18 protein-coding genes are annotated in these 23,063 nt (G+C 73.6%); 12 read left to right on the top strand and 6 right to left on the bottom strand.

From position 1 onward, the window contains the following. Nucleotides 1-12: 12 nt before the first annotated feature. Together A6F73_RS10140 and A6F73_RS10135 are read right to left on the bottom strand one after the other, a co-directional pair. Nucleotides 13-399 carry a hypothetical protein gene (locus A6F73_RS10140; RefSeq protein ID WP_063347497.1) on the bottom strand — a complete coding sequence of 129 codons (387 nt, stop codon included), beginning with the start codon at nt 397-399 and terminating at the stop codon, nt 13-15. Then, nucleotides 396-1,094: a hypothetical protein gene (locus A6F73_RS10135; RefSeq protein WP_159398422.1), complete on the bottom strand. Its 699-nt coding sequence runs from the start codon at nt 1,092-1,094 to the stop codon at nt 396-398. The genes A6F73_RS10140 and A6F73_RS10135 overlap by 4 nt, the downstream gene beginning before the upstream one ends. Before the next feature lie 135 nt (nt 1,095-1,229). Here A6F73_RS10135 and A6F73_RS10130 point away from each other — a divergent pair, with 135 nt between their 5' ends. From A6F73_RS10130 to A6F73_RS10105, 6 genes are all read left to right on the top strand, one after another. Continuing rightward, complete coding sequence (locus A6F73_RS10130; RefSeq protein ID WP_063347495.1) at nt 1,230-2,456, top strand: sensor histidine kinase; 1,227 nt, start codon at nt 1,230-1,232, stop codon at nt 2,454-2,456. After that, entirely contained in the window at nt 2,444-3,088 is a 645-nt protein-coding gene (locus A6F73_RS10125; RefSeq protein WP_063347494.1) for a response regulator transcription factor, read from the top strand. Before A6F73_RS10130 ends, A6F73_RS10125 begins: the two co-directional genes overlap by 13 nt. Before the next feature lie 2 nt (nt 3,089-3,090). After that, complete coding sequence (locus tag A6F73_RS10120) at nt 3,091-3,879, top strand: DUF4097 family beta strand repeat-containing protein (RefSeq protein ID WP_063347493.1); 789 nt, start codon at nt 3,091-3,093, stop codon at nt 3,877-3,879. Nucleotides 3,880-4,007: 128 nt separating this feature from the next. Further along, nucleotides 4,008-5,177: a tRNA dihydrouridine synthase DusB gene (gene dusB, locus A6F73_RS10115; RefSeq protein WP_063347492.1), complete on the top strand. Its 1,170-nt coding sequence runs from the start codon at nt 4,008-4,010 to the stop codon at nt 5,175-5,177. Between the two features lie 564 nt (nt 5,178-5,741). Next, nucleotides 5,742-8,450 (top strand): pyruvate, phosphate dikinase, encoded by a 2,709-nt coding sequence (gene ppdK, locus A6F73_RS10110; RefSeq protein WP_063347491.1) that lies wholly within the window; start codon nt 5,742-5,744, stop codon nt 8,448-8,450. Nucleotides 8,451-8,716: 266 nt separating this feature from the next. Next, nucleotides 8,717-9,232, top strand: a complete 516-nt coding sequence (locus tag A6F73_RS10105; protein WP_063347490.1) for a ribonuclease — start codon at nt 8,717-8,719, stop codon at nt 9,230-9,232. 42 nt (nt 9,233-9,274) lie between these two features. Here the strand turns inward: A6F73_RS10105 and A6F73_RS10100 are convergent, their stop codons facing one another. Continuing rightward, nucleotides 9,275-10,270, bottom strand: coding sequence for a hypothetical protein (locus A6F73_RS10100; RefSeq protein WP_063347489.1), 996 nt, complete (start codon nt 10,268-10,270; stop codon nt 9,275-9,277). Between the two features lie 111 nt (nt 10,271-10,381). Between A6F73_RS10100 and A6F73_RS10095 the strand changes: the two genes are divergently transcribed. Beyond that, nucleotides 10,382-11,644: an ADP-ribosylglycohydrolase family protein gene (locus A6F73_RS10095; RefSeq protein WP_063347488.1), complete on the top strand. Its 1,263-nt coding sequence runs from the start codon at nt 10,382-10,384 to the stop codon at nt 11,642-11,644. Between the two features lie 30 nt (nt 11,645-11,674). Here the strand turns inward: A6F73_RS10095 and A6F73_RS10090 are convergent, their stop codons facing one another. Next, nucleotides 11,675-12,403 (bottom strand): GNAT family protein, encoded by a 729-nt coding sequence (locus A6F73_RS10090; RefSeq protein ID WP_063347487.1) that lies wholly within the window; start codon nt 12,401-12,403, stop codon nt 11,675-11,677. 645 nt (nt 12,404-13,048) lie between these two features. Between A6F73_RS10090 and A6F73_RS10085 the strand changes: the two genes are divergently transcribed. The 5 genes from A6F73_RS10085 (at nt 13,049) to A6F73_RS10065 (ending at nt 20,032) form a co-directional block, all read left to right on the top strand. Next, on the top strand, nt 13,049-13,993 hold the full coding sequence (locus tag A6F73_RS10085; RefSeq protein WP_063347486.1) for a PAC2 family protein: 945 nt from the start codon (nt 13,049-13,051) through the stop codon (nt 13,991-13,993). 207 nt (nt 13,994-14,200) lie between these two features. Next, on the top strand, nt 14,201-15,166 hold the full coding sequence (locus tag A6F73_RS10080; protein ID WP_159398421.1) for an SGNH/GDSL hydrolase family protein: 966 nt from the start codon (nt 14,201-14,203) through the stop codon (nt 15,164-15,166). A gap of 144 nt (nt 15,167-15,310) precedes the next feature. Further along, on the top strand, nt 15,311-16,624 hold the full coding sequence (locus A6F73_RS10075; RefSeq protein WP_063347484.1) for a deoxyguanosinetriphosphate triphosphohydrolase: 1,314 nt from the start codon (nt 15,311-15,313) through the stop codon (nt 16,622-16,624). A gap of 161 nt (nt 16,625-16,785) precedes the next feature. Continuing rightward, nucleotides 16,786-18,690, top strand: coding sequence for a DNA primase (gene dnaG, locus A6F73_RS10070; RefSeq protein ID WP_063347483.1), 1,905 nt, complete (start codon nt 16,786-16,788; stop codon nt 18,688-18,690). A 142-nt stretch (nt 18,691-18,832) separates the two neighbouring features. Beyond that, nucleotides 18,833-20,032, top strand: a complete 1,200-nt coding sequence (locus A6F73_RS10065) for an RNA polymerase sigma factor (RefSeq protein ID WP_244293346.1) — start codon at nt 18,833-18,835, stop codon at nt 20,030-20,032. A gap of 38 nt (nt 20,033-20,070) precedes the next feature. Here A6F73_RS10065 and A6F73_RS10060 read toward each other — a convergent pair whose 3' ends face one another. Further along, nucleotides 20,071-21,189, bottom strand: coding sequence for an XRE family transcriptional regulator (locus tag A6F73_RS10060; RefSeq protein WP_063347481.1), 1,119 nt, complete (start codon nt 21,187-21,189; stop codon nt 20,071-20,073). A gap of 421 nt (nt 21,190-21,610) precedes the next feature. Further along, nucleotides 21,611-23,014: a glutamate decarboxylase gene (locus A6F73_RS10055; protein ID WP_063347480.1), complete on the bottom strand. Its 1,404-nt coding sequence runs from the start codon at nt 23,012-23,014 to the stop codon at nt 21,611-21,613. Between the last annotated feature and the right edge of the window lie 49 nt (nt 23,015-23,063).

Here is a 23,063-nt window from a genome sequence, read left to right as displayed (position 1 = left end):
GCCCGACGGCTTCTAGCGGGCGGCGAGGACGGTACGCCCGAGCAGCACGCACACCACCGCGAGCGGCAGTTCGACGCCGAGTGCCATCACCAGGGCGGCGAGCACCGCGTGGCCCGGGCCGGCGCAGGCGATGTCGGCCAGCGCGTCCCCCGCGAGCAGCAGGGCCACCGCTCCGCCGGCCCAGCCGGCGGCGGCGTTGCGCCGGCGCAGCAGGGCGTCGAGCGAGAGCAGCGCGGAGAACTCCAGCAGGTCGAGCACGACCCACGGGGTCTCGTGGCAGGCAGCGAGCACCGCGAGCCAGGGCAGCAGAGCGACGGCGGCCATGACGGGCACCCGCTCGAAGCGGGCGGGCAGGACGAGGGCGGCGGCCGGGCGGCCGACGAGGACGGCGGTGCTCATGCGGCCCCTCCGGCGACCGCGGCCCCTCCGGCGATCGCGGCCTCGCCCCGGCGTCGCACCCGCTCCAGCGGCTGCCGCTCGGTGGTGTCCCCGCCGGGGTGCCGGACCAGCACCCCGGTGTACGGGCCCTCGGCCCAGGCGAGCCAGAACCGCCCGGCGACCGTGACCACCTCGGCGCCGACGGCCGGCCGCTCGAACCGGAACGGCCCGGCCGACCAGAGCGACCGCACGGACCAGAGCGACCGCACGGACCAGAGCGACCGCACGGACCGGAACGACCGCACGGACCCGAGCGGCCACGCGAACCCGAACGACCGCCCGGACCGGAACGGCCCGGCCAGCCGCCCGGCGGTGAACGCCACCGCGGGCACGCTGCCGTCGGCCGCCAGCCGCCCCCAGGCGAGCACGTGGTGCGCCCGCCCGCCGGCCGGGCTGCGACGAGCACCGCGCAGCAGCTGCGGGGTGAGCCGGGCGGCGACCAGGACATCGGCCAACTCGCCGTCCTGGTACACCTCCAGCGCGGCCCGGCCGCGGCGGCCGACCAGGCTGCGGACCGACCAGGGCCCGGCCCCGACCGGCAGCGTCCCCTCCGGCCCCGCCGTCCGGCGGAGCGCGTCCCCGGGAACACCCCCGTGGCTCCCGGGGACGGGCCGCCGGTGCGGCGGGGTGGCGGAGTGCGATGCGGTGCTCGTCATGCCGTCCAGCTTCCCGTCGATCATGGGCCGCTGTCGGTGGTGCCGTGCTCCGAATCCGGGGTGTACCTAGATACACCCCGACCGTGAGCCCCCCTTCATGGCGGCCGTTGATCATCGCGCCCTACGCTGTCGGTCATGCCCTCCACCACGTTGCGCCGAGCGCTCGTCAGGAGCCTTCGGCGCCCCCCGTGGTCGCCCGAGGCCTGGCGGGACACCCGTTTCATAGCCGCCGGCCTCCCGCTGGCCCTGCCGGTCTGGCTGGCCGTCACCGAGTCCAAGCTGCTCTTCCCGATGACGGCCCTGGTCCTCATCTGCACCCGCCCGCTCACCGCCGCCCAGCGCGGCCGGCTGCGCGCCCTGCGCGGGGTGGAGGTGTCGCCGCCGCGCCCGGGCGAGCCGTGGGCCTGGCTGCCGGGCCGGCTGCTGCTGGGGCTGACCTGGCGCCAGGCCGTCCACCACCTGCTGGCCGGTCCGCTGCTGGCGGCGGGCGCGCTGGTGGTGCTGTACGCCTGGGGCGCCGGCGTGGTGATGGCCAGCGTGTACGGCTGGGTCTGGCTGATGCCCGTCGGCAGCCTGCTGCGCTCGGAGCTGGCCGGGCTGGACGTGGTGATCACGGTCGCCGGGGTGCTGCTGCTGGCCGTGATGCCCTGGCTGGCGGCGCTGGCGGCCTGGCTGGAGGTGCGCACGGCCCAGCTGCTGCTCGGCCCCAACCGGGCGGAGGCGCTGGAGCGGCGGGTCGAGGAGATCGCCGAGAGCCGGGCCGGGCTGGTCGACGTGGTGGACGCCGAGCGCCGCCGGATCGAGCGGGACCTGCACGACGGCGCCCAGCAGCGCCTGACCTCCCTCGCGATGAACCTGGGCCTGGCCCGGCGCACCCTCAAGGACGTCCCGCCCGAGGTCATGCAGGTGATCGTGGACGCGCACGAGGAGGCACAGGCGGCCATCGACGAGCTGCGCGACCTGGTCCGCGGCCTGCACCCGGCGGTCCTGGAGGACCGCGGCCTGGACGCGGCGTTGTCCGGCATCGCGGCCCGCGCCCCGCTGCCGGTGCGCCTGGACGTGCACCTCGCCGAGCCGGTCGCCCCGACCGTCGAGGCGGTCGCCTACTTCACCGTCTCCGAGGCCCTGACCAACGTGGCCAAGCACGCCCGCGCCCAGCGGGTCGACCTCTCGGTGCGGACGGTCGGCGGCCGGCTGCGCCTGGTCATCAGCGACGACGGCGTGGGCGGCGCGGACGCCTCGCGCGGCACCGGGCTGACCGGCCTGCGCAAGCGCGCCGCCTCCGTCGACGGCACACTGTCCGTTCTCAGCCCCCTCGGGGGCCCCACCACCATCACCGTGGAGTTGCCGTGCGCGCTGTGATCGCCGAGGACTCGGTCCTGCTGAGGGTCGGCCTGGTCAAGGTCCTGGAGGCGGTGGGCTTCGAGGTCGCCGCTGCCGTCGGGGACGCCACCGAGTTGCTGGCGGCCGTCGAGGAGCACCGCCCGAAGGTGGTGGTGGCGGACGTCCGGATGCCTCCGGGCTTCCACGACGAGGGCGTGAAGGCCGCCATGGTGATCCGCCAGCAGTGGCCGGACGTCGCCGTGCTGCTGCTCTCCCAGTTCGTGGAGGAGCGCTACGCCGCCGACCTGCTGGCCACCAACACCAGCGGCGTCGGGTACCTGCTCAAGCAGCGGGTGGCCAACGTGGACGACTTCGTGGAGGCGCTGCAGCGGGTCGCCGCGGGCGGCACCGCGCTGGACCCGGAGGTGGTGGCCCAGCTGCTGCTGCGCCGCCACCGGGACCCGCTGGAGAAGCTGACCCCGCGCGAGCGGGACGTGCTCGGCCTGATGGCGGAGGGCCGCTCCAACGCCGCGATCGCGGCCGCCCTGGTGGTCAGCGACAGCGCGGTGGCCAAGCACATCAACTCGATCTTCACCAAGCTCGACCTGCCGCCGGCCGACGACAGCCACCGCCGGGTGCTGGCGGTGCTGCGGTTCCTGGAGGTCGGGTAGCCGTGGGCGGACCGACGAAGGCGTGGGGGCGGAAGGCCTGGCGCACCACCGGGACGCTCGCGATCGCGGTCGTCATGATCGGCGCCGGGATGCAGACCTGGGCGATGGTGGTGCAGCAGCAGACGACTTCGATGCAGCCGTACAACGTCGTCATCCACAAGCTCCGGCTGGACACCGGCAGCGCCTCGGTGCGGATCAGGGCGGGCCGGGACGGCCGGGTGGTGGTCCGGCAGAACCTGGACTGGACGGTGCGCAAGCCGTCGGTATCGACCACCTTCGACGGTGACGTGCTCACGGTCGGCATGGAGTGCCGGAAGGTCCTGCCGTTCGCCGACTTCGGCTGCGGTGCCCAGATCGAGCTGGAGGTGCCGGCCGGTACCGACGTGTCGGGGCAGGTGAGCTCGGGCAGCGTCGAGGTGGACGGCCTGAGCGGCGGCGTCCGGATGGACCTCACCTCGGGCGAGCTGAAACTGATCGGCACGTCCGGGCAGGTGTACGCGCACGCCACCTCCGGGATGGTGCAGGGCACCGACCTGAGCTCGGAGCAGGTGTACGCGGAGACCACCTCGGGGGCGGTCGACCTGGCCTTCTCCAAGGCGCCGCGGTCGGTGGACACCAAGAGCACGTCCGGCTCGGTGAAGCTGACCCTGCCGCAGGACTCCCACTACGCCTTCAGCGGCGAGGTCGGCAGCGGCAGCCGCCACATCGACCCGAGCCTGGCGGACCCGGCCAGCCCGAACCGGATCCACGGCTCGGTCGCCTCGGGCTCGATCACGATCGATCCGGCCTAGAGAAGGCCTGGAGGGGCCTGGGGCGGCCTGGAGCGGTCCGGGGAGGCCCGGAGCGGCCCGGAAACAGGGGCTGACCCGGGTGGGGGACAATGGAGAGTCCCGTTCCCCTGCCCCGAGGTCAGCCGCGCATGACAGCCACGCCCGCACCCACCGCGCCCGACGCCGAGTTCGCGCCGCTGGACATCGGCCCGATCCGGGTGTGGCCGCCCGTCGTGCTGGCGCCGATGGCCGGCATCACCAACGCGCCGTTCCGCACCCTCTGCCGCGAGCAGAGCGGCGGAAAAGGTCTGTACGTCTCCGAGATGATCACCACCCGGGCCCTGGTCGAGCGCAACGCCAAGACCATGCAGCTGATCAAGTTCGACGCCAGCGAGAAGCCGCGCTCGATCCAGCTGTACGGCGTGGACCCGGTGACGGTCGGCAAGGCCGCCCGGATGATCGCGGACGAGGGCCTGGCCGACCACATCGACCTCAACTTCGGCTGCCCCGTCCCCAAGGTGACCCGCAAGGGCGGCGGCTCGGCGCTGCCGTACAAGCGCAACCTGCTGCGCGAGATCCTGCGCGAGGCCGTGGCCAACGCGGGCGACCTGCCGGTCACCATGAAGATGCGCAAGGGCATCGACGACGACCACCTCACCTACCTGGACGCCGGCCGGATCGGCGCCGAGGAGGGCGTGGCCGCGATCGCCCTGCACGGGCGCACCGCCGCCCAGCACTACGGCGGGACGGCCGACTGGTCGGCGATCGCCCGGCTGCGCGAGTCCGTTCCGGCGCACGTCCCGGTGCTGGGCAACGGGGACATCTGGTCGGCGGACGACGCGCTGCGGATGATGCGGGAGACGGGTTGCGACGGTGTCGTGGTGGGCCGCGGCTGCCTGGGCCGGCCGTGGCTGTTCCGGGACCTGGTCTCGATCTTCGAGGGCGAGGTCGACTACGCCCGTCCGGACTTCGGCTACGTGGCGCGGGCGATGGTGCGGCACGCGCAGCTGCTTGGCGAGTGGATCGGGGACGAGGCGCGCGGCGTGATCGACTTCCGCAAGCACGTCGCCTGGTACACCAAGGGCTTCTCGGTCGGCTCGGAGCTGCGGGTGAAGCTCGCCAACTCCTCCTCCCTGGCCGAACTGGCCGAAACCCTCGCCCTGGTGGAGCAGTCCCAGGCCTGGCCGGCCGGTGCGGACGGCCCGCGTGGGCGTACCGCCGGCAACAACCGGGTGGTGCTGCCCGAGGGCTGGTTGGACGATCCGTACGACTGCGCCCGACCGGGCGAGGACGCCGAATCGGACACCTCTGGCGGATGATCTGTCCGTAGTGGCGAAATCAGCCCTCCAGGGCCCACTGCCACTCGGTCCCAGCCCTCTTGTCCAATCTGGACAGGAGGGCTCCTTTTTGGCGGTCCGATGTCACGGAACGGGCACGTTTCTGGACGGAGTGCGACGATCGGCGGAGGCGGACTACGTTCGACCGGTGAGATGCGCTGGTGACGCTTGCCACATGCGGTGGCGCCTGACGGCGGGTCAGTGGACGAAATGGACAGGTCGACTGTGAATCGCTTCCCGAAGCCGGTGGGCCGGTGATCGGCCGATCCGAGTGCAGGAAATCAAGCCGGGGCAACGCGGGCGACCCGCGACCGCTACCCAGCGTCCGAATCGTGCGATCTTCGTGTTTCTCTTCGTTCAAGACTTGAAGGCTGGCTAGCGTCATCCGGACGATTTCACCAACAGAGGTGAACGCCTTTATGTGCATTCGATCTATCGGGTTACCCCCGGGTACCGGCCTCGTACGGCCTATTCGGGGCAGAGAAGAACCTTCGAAATGGGTATGTTCTCCGGCGTCAGGGCAACCGCGTACGAGGAGACCGACCCGTGCCGTCCCAGCAGAAGTTTGTTTACTCCTTCACTGAAGGAAACAAGGACCTCAAGGACCTTCTCGGCGGCAAGGGCGCGAACCTGGCCGAGATGACCAACCTTGGCCTCCCCGTCCCTCCGGGGTTCACCATCACCACCGAGGCCTGCAAGGTCTTCCTGGAGACCGGCAGCGAGCCCTCCTCGCTCCACCAGGAGATCAGCGCCCACCTGGACGCGCTCGAGCAGGAGATGGGCAAGAAGCTCGGCCAGCCCGACAACCCGCTGCTGGTGTCGGTGCGCTCGGGCGCGAAGTTCTCCATGCCCGGCATGATGGACACCGTCCTGAACATCGGCCTCTCGGACGCCTCGGTGGTCGGTCTCGTCGCCCAGTCCGGCAACGAGCGCTTCGCCTGGGACTCCTACCGCCGCCTGGTCCAGATGTTCGGCAAGACCGTGCTGGGCGTCGACGGCGAGCTGTTCGAGGAGGCCCTCGACGAGGCCAAGCACGCCAAGGGCACCGTCAACGACCTGGACCTGGACGCTGCCGACCTCCGGGAACTCGTCGAGGTGTTCAAGGGCATCGTCGAGCGCGAGACCGGCCGGGCCTTCCCGCAGGACCCGCGCGAGCAGATGGACCTCGCCATCCACGCCGTCTTCCACTCCTGGAACGGCGACCGCGCCCGCCTGTACCGCCGGCAGGAGCGCATCCCGAACGACCTCGGCACCGCGGTCAACGTCTGCAGCATGGTCTTCGGCAACCTCGGCGAGGACTCCGGCACCGGTGTCGCCTTCACCCGCGACCCCTCCACCGGTGCCCAGGGCGTCTACGGCGACTACCTGTCCAACGCCCAGGGCGAGGACGTCGTCGCCGGCATCCGCAACACCCTGCCGCTGGCCGAGCTGGAGAAGCTCGACAAGAAGTCGTACGACGAGCTGATGACGATCATGCAGACGCTCGAGAACCACTACCGCGACCTCTGCGACATCGAGTTCACCATCGAGCGCGGCAAGCTCTGGATGCTGCAGACCCGCGTCGGCAAGCGCACCGCCGCCGCGGCCTTCCGGATCGCCGTCCAGCTGGTCGACCAGGGCCTGATCGACCTGGACGAGGCCCTCATGCGGGTCACCGGCGGCCAGCTCTCGCAGCTGATGTTCCCGCGCTTCGCCCCGAACGCCGAGTCCCAGCAGATCGCCTGGGGCCTCGCCGCCTCGCCCGGCGCCGCCATCGGCAAGATCGTGTTCGACTCCTACACCGCCGTCAAGTGGTCCCGTTCCGGCGAGAAGGTCATCCTGGTCCGCCGCGAGACCAACCCGGACGACCTGGACGGCATGATCGCCGCCGAGGGCATCCTCACCTCGCGCGGCGGCAAGACCTCGCACGCCGCCGTCGTCGCCCGCGGCATGGGCAAGACCTGTGTCTGCGGCGCCGAGGAGCTGGAGGTCGACACCAAGCGCCGCCGGATGACCACCGCCGCCGGCCTGGTGCTGGAGGAGGGCGACGTCGTCTCCATCGACGGCGCCACCGGCAAGGTCTACCTCGGCGAGGTCCCCGTCCTGCCGTCCCCCGTCGTCGAGTACTTCGAGGGCACCCTGCACGCCGGCGCCGACGTCCAGGGCGGACTCGTCCAGGCCGTCCACCGGCTGATGGCGCACGCCGACGTCCGCCGCCGGCTCGCCGTGCGCGCCAACGCCGACAACGCCGAGGACGGCGGGCGCGCCCGCCGCTACGGCGCCCAGGGCATCGGCCTGTGCCGCACCGAGCACATGTTCCTCGGCGAGGAGCGCCGCAAGGAGGTCGAGCACCTGATCCTGGCGGACAACGACAAGGACCGCGAGCTCGCCCTCTCCACCCTGCTGCCGCTGCAGAAGGGCGACTTCCTGGAGCTCTTCCAGGCCATGGACGGCCTGCCGGTCACCGTCCGCCTGCTCGACCCGCCGCTGCACGAGTTCCTGCCGGACATCACCGAGCTGTCGGTGCGCGTCGCCCTCGCCGAGGCCCGCAAGGACCCGAACGAGAACGACCTGCGCCTGCTCCAGGCGGTGCACAAGCTGCACGAGCAGAACCCGATGCTGGGCCTGCGCGGCGTCCGCCTCGGCCTGGTCATCCCCGGCCTGTTCGGCATGCAGGTCCGCGCCATCGCCGAGGCCGCCGCCGAGCGCCGGCTGGCCGGCGCGGACCCGCGCCCCGAGGTGATGATCCCGCTGGTCGGCACCGTCCAGGAGCTGGAACTGGTCCGCGACGAGTGCGAGCGCGTGCTCGCCGAGGTCGCCCAGTCCACCGGCGTGCAGCTGGACATCAAGCTCGGCACCATGATCGAGCTGCCGCGCGCCGCCGTCACCGCCGGTCAGATCGCCGAAGCCGCCGAGTTCTTCTCCTTCGGCACCAACGACCTCACCCAGACCGTGTGGGGCTTCTCCCGGGACGACGTGGAGGCCTCGTTCTTCACCGCCTACCTGGAGAAGGGCATCTTCGGGGTCTCCCCGTTCGAGACCATCGACCGCGACGGCGTCGGCGCGCTCGTCAAGCACGCCGTCGAGGCCGGCCGGGCCACCCGCCCCGACCTCAAGCTCGGCGTCTGCGGCGAGCACGGCGGCGACCCGGACTCGGTCCACTTCTTCCACGAGGTGGGGCTGGACTACGTCTCCTGCTCCCCCTTCCGGATCCCGGTGGCGCGCCTGGAGGCAGGCCGCGCCGCCATCGAGACGGCGGGCAGCGACCCGCGCTGAGAGAGGGTAGGCATCCCCTCCTCGGCCGCGGGCCGGACTGACCGCTTCCCTCCCCGTCGGGAGGGCGTACACCGGAGCTCGGCGCAGGAGAACCGGCGTACGTAACAACGGCCGGGCGGGGACGGACAATGGCGTCCGTCCCCGCCCGGCCGTCCGTCTGTGCCCGGCCGCGCTTCCCAGCCGGCCTTCCCCGTCCGGCCGGATGTGGCGGCGGCCACGTGTGTAGCTGGCCGGGCGGCGCCCGCGCGCCTGCCAAGCTGGGGCGCATGACCAGACGTAAAAGCCCGCTCGTCGTCGTGGCCGTCCTGATCCTGGCCCTCGTCGCCGGGATCGGGTACCTGCTCGCCGGCAAGGGCGGCAGCAGCCACCCCAAGGCCGCCGCGAGCTCCACCGCCACCTCGGCGGGCGCCTCGGCCCCCAAGTCCTCGGCCCCCAAGCCGTCCCCGCCCGCCGGCGGCACCCCCGCCCCGAGCGGCACCTGGGTGCCCGCCGACCCGGCGCTCGCCGACGTCTGCCGCACCAAGCTCCCCAGCCAGGCCCAGGACACCCTCGGCCTGATCGCCAAGAACGGCCCGTACCCGTACAACCGCGACGGCATCGTCTTCGAGAACCGCGAGAGCCGCCTGCCGAAGAAGTCCGGCGGCTACTACCACGAGTTCACCGTGGTCACCCCGGGCTCCAACGACCGCGGCACCCGCCGCGTGGTCACCGGCGGCTCCGGCGAGCAGTACTGGTCGCCGGACCACTACGCGACCTTCCAGGAGATCGACCCGCGCTGCTGACACCCCGCACCGCGCTCGTGGCCCGCACCGCGCCCGCGGCCCTCACCGGGCCCGGCGCCAGCTGACCCGGCGGTGGGGGCCGTGCGGGCCGGTGGTGAGGAGGGCGGTCAGCTCGTGGAACACCGGGACGGGGTCGCGCCGGAGCTGGACCGGGGTGGTGCGGACCACGGGGAGCCCGATGGCGGTCAGCCGGTTGGCACGGGCCAGGCCGCGTTCGTGGTCGGCGGGGCGCAGGTGCCAGGCGCGGGAGTCGATCTCCAACGCCACGCAGGCGTGCGGCCAGTAGGCGTCCGGGACGGCGAGGAAGCGGCCGTCCAGGAAGAGCACCGGGTTCCACAACGGCTCGGGCAGGCCCGCGTGCGCCAGGAGTTCGCGGGCCTCGCCCTCCACCACCGACCGCACTCCGACAGTGAGGTCCTCCACCACCCGGGCCACCTGCGGCAGTCCGAGCGCGCCCGGCCGGGCCAGCAAGTGGTCCAGCAGCTCGCCGAGTTCGCAGTGCCGCCGCTGGACGGCCTCCGCGCACAGCGCCCGGAACCGGCGCTGCCCGGTCTCGCCCGGCGCGAGGTCGGCCAGCGCCCGGGCGACGGTGGTGCTCCACAGCCCGTCGTCCCGCTCGAAGCCGCCCGGCAGCGGCCCGGCCGACCGGTGGATCCGGACGAACTCGCGGTCGACGACCCGGCGTTGGGCGGGGATCAGGACGTCGATCCGGGCCAGGTCCGCCGGGTGCCCGGCGCTCGGCAGCCCCGCGTCGGCCAGCACCGCGTCCCCGGTCAGCAGTACCTCCCCGGCCTGCGGCGCCCGCCCCTTGGGGCTCGCGTACGCCAGCGCGGCGCGCAGCCGCTGGTGCGCTGTCAATCGGCCGGACTGCAGGCAGATCACCCTGGGCAGCACCTGCTGCCACGGCCCGTCGGGGCGCAGCCGGTGGGCGATGGTGCCGGACGGCACGCCGAGCCGGCGCAGTTGCGCCCGGGTGACGATGTGCTGCTGGTCGGCGCCGAGCAGCACGACGGGGTCGAGCGGGTTCACGCGGGTCATACCCCGGGTGCTGCCCACCAGGGTCGGATGTATGCGAAACATCGCTCGTCGGGGGAGCCTGTGAGAATGAGGTTGACGGAGCACCGGTCGAACCGCTGAGCTGGGGACCATATGACGACTCCACCCACCGGCCCCGCGCTCGATGCGCTCAACGGCCTTTCGGTAGGCGATGCCTACGGTGCACAGCTCTTCGTCCCGGCCATCGCCGCCGCCCATTTCGCCGGCCGCACCGACCCGCCCGGCCCCTGGCCGTGGACCGACGACACCGAGATGGCCTGTTCGGTGTACGCCGCGCACACCGAACGCGGCACGATCGACACCTTCGACCTCACCCACGCCTTCGCCCGGCGCCACGACTTCGACCGCGGGTACGGGCTGGCCGCCAACCGGATGCTGCGGCTGGTCCGGGAGGGCGGTGACGCGAAGGCCCTGGCAGCCGAACTCTTCGACGGCCAGGGCTCGTACGGCAACGGCGCCGCGATGCGGGTCGCCCCGCTGGGGGCGGCGTACGCCGAGGACCCGGCCTCCGTGGTCCGGCCCGCCGCCGACACCGCCGTGATCACCCACACCCACCCGCAGGCGGTGGACGGCGCCGTCGCGGTCGCGGTGGCCGCCGCGTACGCGGCGCGGGCGCGCACCGAGGCGATGACGCCGGAGTCCTTCCTGGAAGCGGTGATCGGCCTCACCCCGTACGGCGCCGTCCGTGACGGTCTCACCGAGGCGGTCCAGCTGCTCGCCGAACCGGACCCGAGGGCCGCCGCCGAGATCCTGGGCAACGGCAGCCGGACCTCCGCCGTCGACACCGTCCCGTACGCCCTGTGGTGCGCCGCCCGGCACCTGACCGACTATCCGGCCGCCGTCCGGGAGGCGGTCGCGGCCGGCGGCGACATGGACACGGTGGCCGCGATCGCCGGGGGAGTGGTCGCCGCACACACCGGGACCGAGGGCATTCCGGCCGCCTGGCTGGCCGCCCGCGAACCGCTGCCCGGCTGGGCGTTCCCCGAGCCGGGCGGCGTCCGGCCCGCCCCGGAGAGCGAGGGCCGTCTGAAGCCCATGCTGCTGCCCCGCGCCTGCCCGGTGCCGGACGTGGTCTGGACGGACGAGGAGTGGCAGCGGATCCGGGCCGGGCTGCGCCCCCGGGAGATGGAGGACAAGTGGGTGTCCCACACCGCCGAGGGCGTGCTGCACCTGCACCGCAGCTGGACCGGCTTCGAGATCTGGAGCGTCCGGGTCGCCCCGGTGCGCGGTGGTGGCTGGCGGCCCGGGTCGGCACTGGTCGAGGCGCATCCCGACCGCTTCCGGGGAGCTGCCGATCCGGAGCTCCTCGCCCGGGTCCTCGGCCTGGCCGTCAGGGGCTACGGGTGGCGGCCGTAGCCCCCTTCGGGCCGTGAGCAGGCGTCCGGGTCAGGCGGTGATCAGATGCCCGGGGCCGCCGCCGTGTCTAAGGCACTCCTGGTTGATCGCCGGATCCGGGGCGCTGGGCGAGGTGGCGGCGGCGATCCGCAGCTCGATGATGTCCCGCACCGCGGGCCACTCGTCGTCGAGGATCGAGTAGAACGCGGTCGAGCGCACCACCCCGTCGAGCCCGCGCGAGTGGGCCCGGCGGACGCCCTCGGAGGTGGCGCCGAGCCGCTCGATGGCGGTGCGCGAGCGCTGGTTGCGGGCGTCGGCGCGCAGCGAGATCCGCTGCACCCCCCAGGTCTCGAAGGCGTGGCGCAGCATCAGCAGCTTGGCCTCGGTGTTGATGCCGGTGCCCTGAGCACGCGGCGAGAGCCAGGTGTTGCCGATCTCGGCGGCGTCCGGGACGGCCGTGGCCGGGTCGCCGAACGGGACCCCGGGCACCGGCGGCCAGACCATCGGCCCCTGCCAGTAGTCGAGTTCCAGGAATCGGGTGGAGCCGACGACCCGGCCGGTTGCCACGTTCACCGTCGCGAACGGCAGCGACCGGCCCGCGGCCTGGTCGGCGAGGGCGCGCGCGATGTAGTCGCGGGCCGCTTCGAGGCCGTGCGGGACGGGCGTGAAGGCGTAGGTCGTACGGTCTTCGGCGCCGGCCTCGGCGATGGCCGAGGCGTGGTGCGCGGCGAGGGGCTCCAGCCGCACGGTGCGGCCGGTGAGGATGACAGGTACGGGCACGGAACCTTCGGTCCTTCATCGGTCGGAGGGTGCCTACCGTGCCGGGGTACGGCTCGGGAGGCAGGGACAGTCGCCCCGGCCCCGGAGCACGCCCGCCGGTACCCGCGCACGCCGGAGAGCCGGTCGGGCGGGGCGGGGGCGGCGGCCCGGAGGCGGGCAGCGCGGTGCCGGAACGGACTCGGGTCCACGGACCGGTCCGGCGGGGATGAGCGAGGGGACAGTGTGCGTCCGCGAGATGGCCGATGAGGAAACGGGAGCGCGAAGGAAACAGGCGGCCAGATGAAGGCAAGATGCGTCGTGTGGGCTGGCCGAACACCGGTCCGGGACGTGGCCGACGGCGTTACGGGACGACGTGACGACGACGCGACGATGCGAGGCAGCGAGAGGACGATACCCGTCAGAAGGCGGTGCGTCACTTCGCGGCACGCGAATGGCGGTGCGGGCCGCTGCGACCCGCCCCCGGACGGGCCGTTGAACACCCGTGACCAGGGGCTTTCCACCCGGGTGCGATCATGGTCCGGAGCGGTCCGGGGAGGCCGCCGACCCCGCCGACGGGCGGGTCGGGAATTCCGGCGGCGCCCGGCACGCTGGAGAGGACGAGAAGCCGGTACGTCGTGACGAGTAGAGAACGGGGTTGGGTGCGCGGTGCGTGACTTCCAGGCGTTGTACGAGCTGGATCAGCAGGGCGTGGCCGCGGTGGCCGCGGCCACCGCGGAGCTGCGCGACACCGGTGCGGGCCTCGTGCTGCTCCAGCACTTCGAGGGCTTCATGGACGCCGGCGAGGCCGGCGGCCAGGTGGTGGCCCACCTCCTGGAGACGGGCTCGCCGCAGGTGGTGGCCCGCTTCGACCACGACCGCCTGGTCGACTACCGGGCGCGCCGCCCCGCGATGGTCTTCGACCGGGACCAGTGGGCGTCCTACGAGCCGCCGGAGATCCTGCTCCAGCTCGTCCGCGACGGCGCGGGTGCGCCGTTCCTGCTGCTCACCGGCCCCGAGCCGGACGTCGAGTGGGAGCGTTTCGCCGGTGCCGTCCGCGAGCTGGTGGAGCGCTTCGAGGTCCGGCTGGCGGTGGACTTCCATGGCATCCCGATGGGCGTGCCGCACACCCGCCCGGTCGGCCTGACCCCGCACGGCAACCGGCTCGACCTGGCGGCCGGCTACCCGCAGTGGTTCGAGCAGGCGCAGGTCCCGGGCAGCGCCCAGGCGCTGCTGGAGTACCGCCTGGCCGAGGCCGGGCACGACGTGCTGGGCTTCGCCGTGCACGTCCCGCACTACGTGGCGCGCTCGGAGTACCCGGCGGCCGCCGTGCTGATCCTGGAGGCGGTGCAGTCCGCCACCGGCCTGGTGCTGCCCGGCACCCGGCTGCGCGAGCGGGTCGGCGAGGTGTACGCCGACATCGAGGAGCAGCTGGCGCACGGGGACGGCGAGTTGCGCTCGGCGATCCGCGGCATGGAGGGCCAGTACGACGCGGTGGCGGGGGCGGAGAGCCGGGAGAGCCTGCTGGCCGAGCCGGTGGACCTGCCGTCGGCGGACGAGTTGGGGCGGCGCTTCGAGCAGTTCCTGGCCGAGCACGAGCGCGGCGCGGAGTAGGTACGGCGCGGAGTGGGCCCGGGCGGGGAGTAGGACCGGCACGGAATCGGCCCCGCAGGGGCGGGAACCGGCCGGGTCGGCGGCGGCCGGGAGTCACGGGAGTCATTCGCGGGCCCCGTTCGTTGGTGCTGGCGGCGTCGGGGGACGCGCCGCCGTACGGAGCTGCCTGTGACGCCTATCCCCCGGGGGGATGCCATGCCCACGACCATGTCCAGGACCATCCGCCCGGCCGTCGCCCTGACGGCCGGGCTCGCCGCGCTGCTGCTCGCCGGGTGCACCCCCGCGGACGGCGGGACGGACGGTTTCGCGGGCGCGCTGCCCGGCAAGAACGCCAAGTCCACGCCGCCGCCGAACGGCCCGTACGTGGCCCTCGGCGACTCGTACACCGCCGGCCTGAAGATCGCCCCGCAGGTGGGCGAGCCGAAGGGCTGCTCCCGCTCGGGGGTCAACTACCCGTCCCTGGTGGCGAAGGGGCTCGGGCTGCCGGCCGGCCAGTTCCAGGACGTCAGTTGCAGCGGCGCCCGCACCGGGGACCTGACCGGCGCCCAGGAGACCGACCACGGCACCAACCCGCCCCAACTGGACGCGCTGACCCCGGCCACCCGCGTGGTGACGGTCGGCATCGGCGGCAACGACGCGGGCTTCATGGAGGTCGTCAAGGAGTGCGCCAAGGAGAACCTGGTGGACGCGGTGAAGGGCATCGTCGGCGCCACCCGCGCGCCCTCGCCCTGCCGCGAGCACTACGCCTCCGGCGGGACCGACGAGGTGCAGCGCAAGGTCGACGCGGCCGGTGAGCAACTCGGCCGGATCCTGCAGGACATCAAGCACCGCTCCCCGCAGGCCCGGGTGTACGTGATCGGGTACCCGACGCTGCTCCCGTCCGACCCGGCCGGCTGCCGACAGGTGTTGGGCAAGGCGGTCGCGGCCGGGGACCTGGGCTTCCTCTCGGAGAAGGAGCAGCAGCTCAACGGCATGCTCAAGCGGCGGGCGGAGGGCGCCGGCGCGGTGTTCGTGGACGCGGCCGCCCCCTCGGCCGGGCACGACATGTGCGCGGGCGAGGCCACCCGCTGGGTCGAACCGCCGTTCCCGGCCCCGGGCCTGGCGGCGATCCACCCCAACGCCAAGGGGCAGGAGGCGGTGGCCGCCGCCGTCCTCAAGGCCGTCCGCGGCTGAGACCGGAGGCCGGGGCCGGACCGCAGGCAGCGAGCCGGGCCGGGGCGGACACCAGCGCGTACCGCAGGATTCACGCTCCGGCCCACACTCCTTCGTGCGCGGCACACCCTGGCTGTCGGGGGCGCGGCGTACCGTGAGGGGCATATGGATGACACCGCGCACCGCCTCGCTGCCGCCCCGCTCCCGTACGACCACGCCGCCGAGGCCCGCTGGGTCCCCGAACCGGACAAGCGCCCCGGCCGCACGGCGTTCCAGCGCGACCGGGCCCGGGTGCTGCACTCGGCGGCGCTGCGGCGGCTGGCCGGCACCACCCAGGTGGTCGCCCCGATGCGCAGCGACTTCCCCCGCACCCGGCTCACCCACTCCCTCGAATGCGCCCAGGTGGGGCGGGAGTTGGGCGCCGCCCTGGGCTGCGACCCGGACCTCGTGGAGGCCGGCTGCCTGGCCCACGACATCGGCCACCCGCCGTTCGGCCACACCGGCGAGGAGGCGCTCGACCAGGCCGCCGAGGCCTGCGGCGGCTTCGAGGGCAACGCGCAGTCGCTGCGCATCCTCACCCGGCTCGAACCCAAGCGCTTCGCCCCGGATGGCGAGCACCCCGCCGCCCGGCTCGCCCCCTGGCCCGGCCGCAGCGTCGGCCTCAACCTGACCCGCGCCGCCCTCGACGCCGCCACCAAGTACCCGTGGACGCGCGGCGCCCACCCCACCGACCCGGCCTCGCCCAAGTACGGCGTCTACGCCGACGACCTGCCGGTGTTCCGCTGGCTGCGGGCCGGCTCCCCGGCCGGGCGCAAGTGCTTCGAGGCCACCGTCATGGACTGGTCCGACGACGTCGCGTACTCGACCCACGACGTCGAGGACGGCCTCCAGGCCGGACACATCGACCCGGCCGCGCTGCGCGCGCCGAGCGAGCGGGCCGAACTCTTCAAGGTCGCCGAGCGCTACGCCCCGGACGCCGAGCCGGAGGAGCTGGCCGCCGCCCTCGACCGGTTGCTCGGCCAGGACCGGTGGCCCCAGGAGTACGACGGCACGGCCCGCGCCCGGGCCGGGCTGAAGGACCTCACCAGCCAGCTGATCGGCCGCTTCTGCCTGGCCGCCGAGCAGGCCACCCGGGCCCGCTACGGCCCCGGCCGGCTCACCCGGTACACGGCCGAGCTGGTGGTGCCGAGGGGCGTCCGGCTGGAGGTCGCGGTGCTCAAGGCGGTCGCCGTCCGCTTCGTGATGCAGCGCGACGAGCAGGCCCAGCTGCGGGCCCGCCAGCGGATCGTGATCGCCGAGCTGGCGTACGTGCTCACCCAGCGCGCCCCCGAGGGCCTGGACCCGGTGTTCGGCGCGCTCTACCGCGAGGCCGAGGACGACCGGGCCGCCCTGCGCGCGGTCATCGACCAGATCGCCACCCTCACCGACGCCTCCGCCCTCGCCCTGCACGCCAGGCTCGTCGGCGCCGCCTGGGCCTGACCGCCCGCGGGCCCCGGCGCGCGACCGCTCAGGCGCAACCGCCCGGCGCCCGGCGTCCGACCGCTCAGGCGCAACCGCCCGGCGCCCGACCGCGCGCAGTGCAACCGGCCCGGCACGACCGGCCCGCCGGGAAACCCCGGCCACCCCAGTAGACTTCCGGGGTGGCCGGGCGGATCAGGGACGAAGACGTACAAGCGGTGCGCAGCGCACTGCCGATCGACGCCGTGGTCGGCGACTACGTTCAGCTCACCAACGGTGGCGGCGGCGAGTACAAGGGCGTCTGCCCCTTCCACGACGAGAAGTCCGCCTCGTTCTACGTGAACCCCGCCAAGGGCGTCTTCCACTGCTTCGGCTGCCAGGAGAACGGCGACACCATCGCCTTCCTGATGAAGATCGAGCACTTCACCTTCGCCGAGGCCGTCGAGCGGATGGCCGCCCAGGCCGGCATCACCCTGCGTTACGAGGAGGGCGGCTACAGCCCCCGCCACCAGCAGGGCGAGCGGACCCGCCTGGTCGAGGCGCACAAGGTGGCCGCCGCCTACTACCGGGAGCAGCTGGCCTCGGCGGAGGCGGAGATCGGCCGCCGCTTCCTGGCCGAGCGCGGCTTCGACGAGGAGGCCGCGAAGACCTTCGGCGTCGGCTACGCCCCGGTGGGCTGGGAGCACCTGGTCCGCTACCTGCGCGGCAAGGGCTTCACCGACAAGGAGATCCTGCTCGGCGGCCTGGCCTCGCAGGGCCAGCGCGGCGGCCTGATCGACCGCTTCCGGGGCCGGCTGGTCTGGCCGATCCGGGACATCGCGGGCGAGGTGGTCGGCTTCGGCGCCCGCCGCCTGCGCGAGGACGACAACGGCCCGAAGTACCTGAACACCCCCGAGACGCCGATCTACAAGAAGTCGCACGTGCTGTATGGCATCGACCTGGCGAAGAAGGAGATCGCCAAGTCGGGCCGCGCGGTCGTGGTCGAGGGCTACACCGATGTGATGGCCTGCCACCTGGCGGGGGTCACCTCGGCGGTGGCCACCTGCGGTACGGCCTTCGCCGAGGACCACATCAAGATCATCCGTCGGCTGCTGATGGACACCTCGCAGTACCGCGGCGAGACGGTCTTCACCTTCGACGGCGACGCGGCCGGCCAGAAGGCCGCCCTGCGGGCCTTCGAGGACGACCAGAAGTTCGCCGCCAAGACCTCCATCGCGGTCAGCCCGGGCGGCATGGACCCGTGCGAACTGCGCCTGGCCCAGGGCGACGAGGCGGTCAAGCAGCTGATCGACAACCCCGTCCCGCTGTTCGAGTTCGCGCTGGTCTCGGCGGTGTCCAAGCACCGGGTGGAGACGCCGGAGGGGCGGTCGGCGGCCCTGGAGGAGGCGGCCCCGATCGTCGCCAAGATCAAGGACCGCTCGATCCAGCACGAGTACGCCGTCCGCCTGGCCGGCATGCTCGGCATCCTGGACGAGCCCTTCGTCGTCCGCCGGGTCTCCCAGCTGGCCCGCTGGGACCGCGAGCGCCAGCAGAACCCCCGGGGCGCCGACCGCGGCCGCCGCGCCGAGCCCGCGCCGGTGCGCCCGGCGCAGCCCGCCTTCCGGCTCAACCCGCGCGACCCGGCCCAGTTCGTCGAGCGGGAGCTGCTCAAGCTGGCGCTCCAGCACCCGGACCTGGTCAGCCCGGCCTTCGACCACTACGGCGAGGACGAGTTCCCCACCCTGCCGTACACGGCCGTCCGGCAGGCCATCGCCAAGGCCGGCGGCGCCGCGTACGGGGCGACGCTGCCCGACTTCACCAGCGTGGTGCGCGAGGCGGCCCCGGACGACCAGGTGCGCTCGCTCGTCACCGAGCTGACCGTCGAGCCGGTGCGCTCCCGCCGGAAGGTGGACGCGGTCTACGCCGGGGAGTTCCTGGTGAAGCTGCGCCTGCTGGCGGTGGACCGGCGGATCGCCGAGGTCCGCGGCTACCTGCAGCGGCTCGGCCACCGGGCCGACGCCGAGCAGCAGCACGCGGTGCAGACCGAGCTGTGGCAGCTCCAGCAGTACGGCCAGCAGCTCCGCAGCCAGGGCGCGGCGGCGCTGTAGGAGCGCGGCGGGGCCGTGGGAGCGGCCCAGAAAGTCGACGCACGAGTCTCGGCCACGGAGTGTGGCGTACCGCACACTGGAGGGCGTCCCACCTCCGTTCAGCGCGGGTCCGCCAGAGTCGCGCCCGCCCCGAGGGATGCCCGTGGACCGAGGCTTTGCCGCGACCTCCAGCCCGACTTCCAGCCCGACCGCCGCACCGACCGGCGCGCTGACCGCCGCACCGCCCGGCGCCGGCACCGGACCGCACCCCGCCGGCCCGGCCGGGGACCGGGAGACGGACCACGGCCGGGCCGGGGCCGCGCCCCCGGATGGCGCCCGCGGCGTGCCGCAGGGCCACCCCGAGGCCCCGGAGACGGACCCCGACGCCGAGGACCCGGCGCCCGGCGACGGGGACGAGGAGGAGCCCCGCCCGCAGGCCGAGGGCGACGCCGGCCCGGCGCCGGACCTGCTCCGCCAGTACCTGCGCGAGATCGGCCGGGTCCGCCTGCTCACCGCCGCCGAGGAGGTGGAGCTGGCCCGCCGGGTCGAGGCCGGCCTGTTCGCCGAGGAGCGGCTGAACGGCGACCCCCCGCCGTCCGACCCGCCGGCCCGCGAACTGGACACCCTGGTGGTGCGCGGCCGGATCGCCAAACGCCGGCTGATCGAGGCGAACCTGCGGCTCGTGGTGTCCGTCGCCAAACGCTACGTCGGCCGCGGACTGACCCTGCTGGACCTGATCCAGGAGGGCAACCTGGGCCTGATCCGGGCGGTGGAGAAGTTCGACTACGCCCGCGGCTACAAGTTCTCCACGTACGCGACCTGGTGGATCCGGCAGGCGATGAGCCGGGCGCTGGCCGACCAGGCCCGGACGATCCGGGTGCCGGTGCACGTGGTCGAGCTGATCAACCGGGTGATCCGGGTGCAGCGCGCCCTGCTGCAGGAGCGCGGGCTGGAACCGACCCCGGCCGGGATCGCCGCCGCCCTGGAGCTGACCGAGGAGCGGGTGCGCGAACTGCTCCGGCTGGCCCAGGAGCCGATCTCGCTGCACACCCCGGTCGGCGAGGAGGACGACGTCGCGCTCGGCGACCTGATTGAGGACGCCGACGCCGCCTCACCCGCGGAGTCCGCCACCTTCCTGCTGCTGCGCCAGCACCTGGACGCCGTCCTGGCCACCCTGGGCGAGCGGGAGCGCCAGGTCGTCCAGCTCCGCTACGGGCTGGACGACGGCCGCCCGCGCACGTTGGAGGAGATCGGCACGGTGTTCGGCGTGACCCGGGAGCGGATCCGCCAGATCGAGTCGAAGACGCTGATCAAGCTCCGCGACCACGCCTTCGCGGCGCAGCTGCGCGGGTATCTCGACTGAGCGGCCCGCCGGTCCCCGGCCGGGACCAGCTGGGGACCCTAGGACCGGCCTGGGGAGGGCTGCGCGGTGGCGGGCTGTGTGTCGGTCGGCTGTGCCGGGGAGGGCGGGTCGGTGGCCGCCGCGTCCGGGCCGGTGCCCGGGGGCGGCGAGGCGGGGCCGATCGGGATCGGGGTGGAGGCCACCACGGCGGCCAGGCCGGAGACGGGCGAGGTGCAGACGTGCCCGGCCGGCTGGTACCCGCAGACCTGGAAGGTGACGGCCGGGTCGGCCGCGTCCAGCATCGACGAGTAGTTGTCGTAGCCCCAGTGGATGAGCGCCGTCTCGCTCTGGCCGGAGTCGTCGGTGATGGTCGCGTAGTCGTTCGGCTCGCCCTCGGTGATCGCCGCCCAGGCCGCCTGGCAGGTCTGGCTGTACCGGAGGTAGACGACGACCTTGCCGATGACGTCGGTCTGCAGGGTCCGGGCGTCCTTGCCGCAGCCGGTGGCCTTGGGGTCCTTGTGCGCGCAGCCGACGGCCTGGCAGACGGGAGCGCCCGGGACGGGCTTGGCCGCGGTGGCGGTAGGGACGGGCTCGGCGACGGTCTGGGGCTGCTCCTGGTGCCGGGTGGCCCGCAGGCCGACCAGCACCAGCAGGGACACCAGCAGGGCGGCGCCGGTCAGCAGCGTCGCCGGGCGCCGCCACCACGTCACGGGTGCCGTCACGGCGCCGCCGGGCTCGCCGGGTGCGACGGTCACATCGGTCACATCGGGTACGTCGGTCACATCGGGTACGTCGGAGGCAGCGGGTGTGGCGGGCGCGCCGGTCCGGTCCGTCGGGGGCTGCGCCGCCCGGGGCCGCTCGGGGGCCGCCTGCGCGGCGGGCTCCTCCGGGGCGCCGGGCTCGCCGTCCTCCTCGGGCCCCGCCACGGCCTGCTCCCGCAGCGCCCGCAGGGCCGGCCCGTCGCAGTCCACCGCCCTGGTCAGCGCCTCCAGTGCCTGCCCGGTGATGACCCGCTTGCCGTTCAGCCAGCGCTCCCAGGAGGCCCGGCTGTAGTGCGTCCGGGCGGCGAGCTCGGACAGCGAGAGTCCGGCGGCGTCCTTGATGGCCCGGAGCTCCTCGGCCAGGAGCCGGGCGGGTCCGGACAGCTCTTCGGGCAGGTTCTTCCAGGCGGAACCCATGGGGCCTTCCAACGATGCGAGACGGGAACGGGGGGACGGGGAGAGCGGAACGGGCTCCGGCCCGGGCCGTTCGGGTGTCTCCGCTTCTCCAAACTCACCGGTCCGGCGTCCCAAACCCCAGGTCATGGCGCTGAGACGGACGGAAGTGTCTCACAACCCCCGGGAACGCTCGCATGTGCACGTGTCCGTCGTGCACAGTTCTCTGGTCGGCGCGGTTCGCCGCCCGACGGCGTCGTTCGGACGCGGACCGGTCACCGGTCCCCGCTCCGGCAGCACGTCCCGATTCCCCCACCGGCCGGGGCAGCCTCGCGGGGGGAGGCTGCCCCGGTTCGTCCGGGACGCACGGTGGGGAGGGCGCTTCGCAGCGCTCTCCCCACCGTGATCACGCCCCGCCGTGTTCACGCCCCGGCGGACCCAGGCCCTAGTGGTGGAAGCCCGACCGGGTCGGCACCCCGAGTTCCTTGAGCGGGCCGGGCTGGCGCCGCAGCTCCGGCAGCAGCCGGGAGAGGTCGGCCAGCAGCAGGTCGGCGAGGTCCAGCGAGAAGCCGTTGCGGCAGACCACCCGGAGCACCGACAGGTCCGTCCGGTTCTCGGGGAACGTGTACGCGGGCACCTGCCAGCCGCGCTCGCGCAGCCGCCGCGAGACGTCGAACACGTCGAACGGCTCGTCGTCGGCGGTGGTGAAGGCGAAGACCGGCAACTGGTCGCCGCGGGTCAACAGCCGGAAGCCGCCCATGTGCTCGATCGCCCCGGACAGGTGGGTGGCGACCTCGCGGCAGGCGCCCTGGACGGCCCGGAGGCCGTCCCGGCCGAGCCGCAGGAAGATGTAGTACTGCGCGACGACCTCGGCGCCGGGGCGGGAGAAGTTGAGCGCGAAGGTCGGCATCTCGCCGCCGAGGTAGTTGACCCGGAAGACCAGTTCCTCCGGCAGCGCCTCCTGGTCGCGCCACAGGGCCCAGCCGACGCCGGGGTAGACCAGGCCGTACTTGTGCCCGGAGCTGTTGATCGAGGCGACCCGGGGGAGCCGGAAGTCCCAGACCACCTCGGGGTCGAGGAAGGGCGCCACCATCCCGCCGGAGGCGCCGTCCACGTGCACCGGGACGTCGAGGCCGGTGCGCTGCTGGAGGTCGTCCAGGGCCGCGCAGATCTCCGCGATCGGCTCGTAGGAGCCGTCGAAGGTGGAACCGAGGATGCCGACCACGCCGATGGTGTCCTCGTCGCACAGCGCGACCGCGTGCTCGGCGTCGAGGTGGAAGCGCCCGCCCTCCATGGGCGCGGTGCGGGCCTCGACCTCCCAGAAGGTGCAGAACTTGTCCCAGCACACCTGCACGTTGACGCCCATCACCAGGTTGGGCCGGGCCCCGGCCGCGTAGCGCTCGGCGTTGCGGTGCATCCAGCGGCGCTTGAGCGCCATGCCGGCCAGCATGCAGGCCTCGCTGGAGCCGGTGGTGGAGCAGCCGACCGTGGCGTCCGGGTCGGGGGCGTGCCAGAGGTCGGCGAGGATCGCCACGCAGCGCCGCTCCAGTTCGGCGGTCTGCGGGTACTCGTCCTTGTCGATCATGTTCTTGTCCAGGCACTCGGTCATCAGCCGGGCGGCCTGCGCCTCCATCGAGGTGGTGACGAAGGTCGCCAGGTTGAGCCGGGCGTTGCCGTCCAGCATCAGCTCGTCGTGGATCAGCTGGTACGCGGTGTCGGCCGTGACGGGCCCCTCGCCGAGCCGGTGCAGCGGCGGTGCCAGCTTCATCGAGCCCAGCGGGTCGGCGGCGCCCACGAGCGGCCCGATGCTCAGCCGGCGGTCGTTGCGGGCCCCCTTGTGCAGCGCCATGGAGTCCTGCCGCCCTTCATGTCGGTGGCCGTGTCCCGTCCCACGCTGC

Origin of the sequence: Streptomyces sp. MJM8645 (assembly GCF_001625365.1) — a bacterium.
Lineage (GTDB): Bacteria > Actinomycetota > Actinomycetes > Streptomycetales > Streptomycetaceae > Kitasatospora.
The sequence above is the reverse complement of the archived record's forward strand: the minus strand, read 5'-3'. Positions and strand labels throughout refer to the sequence as shown.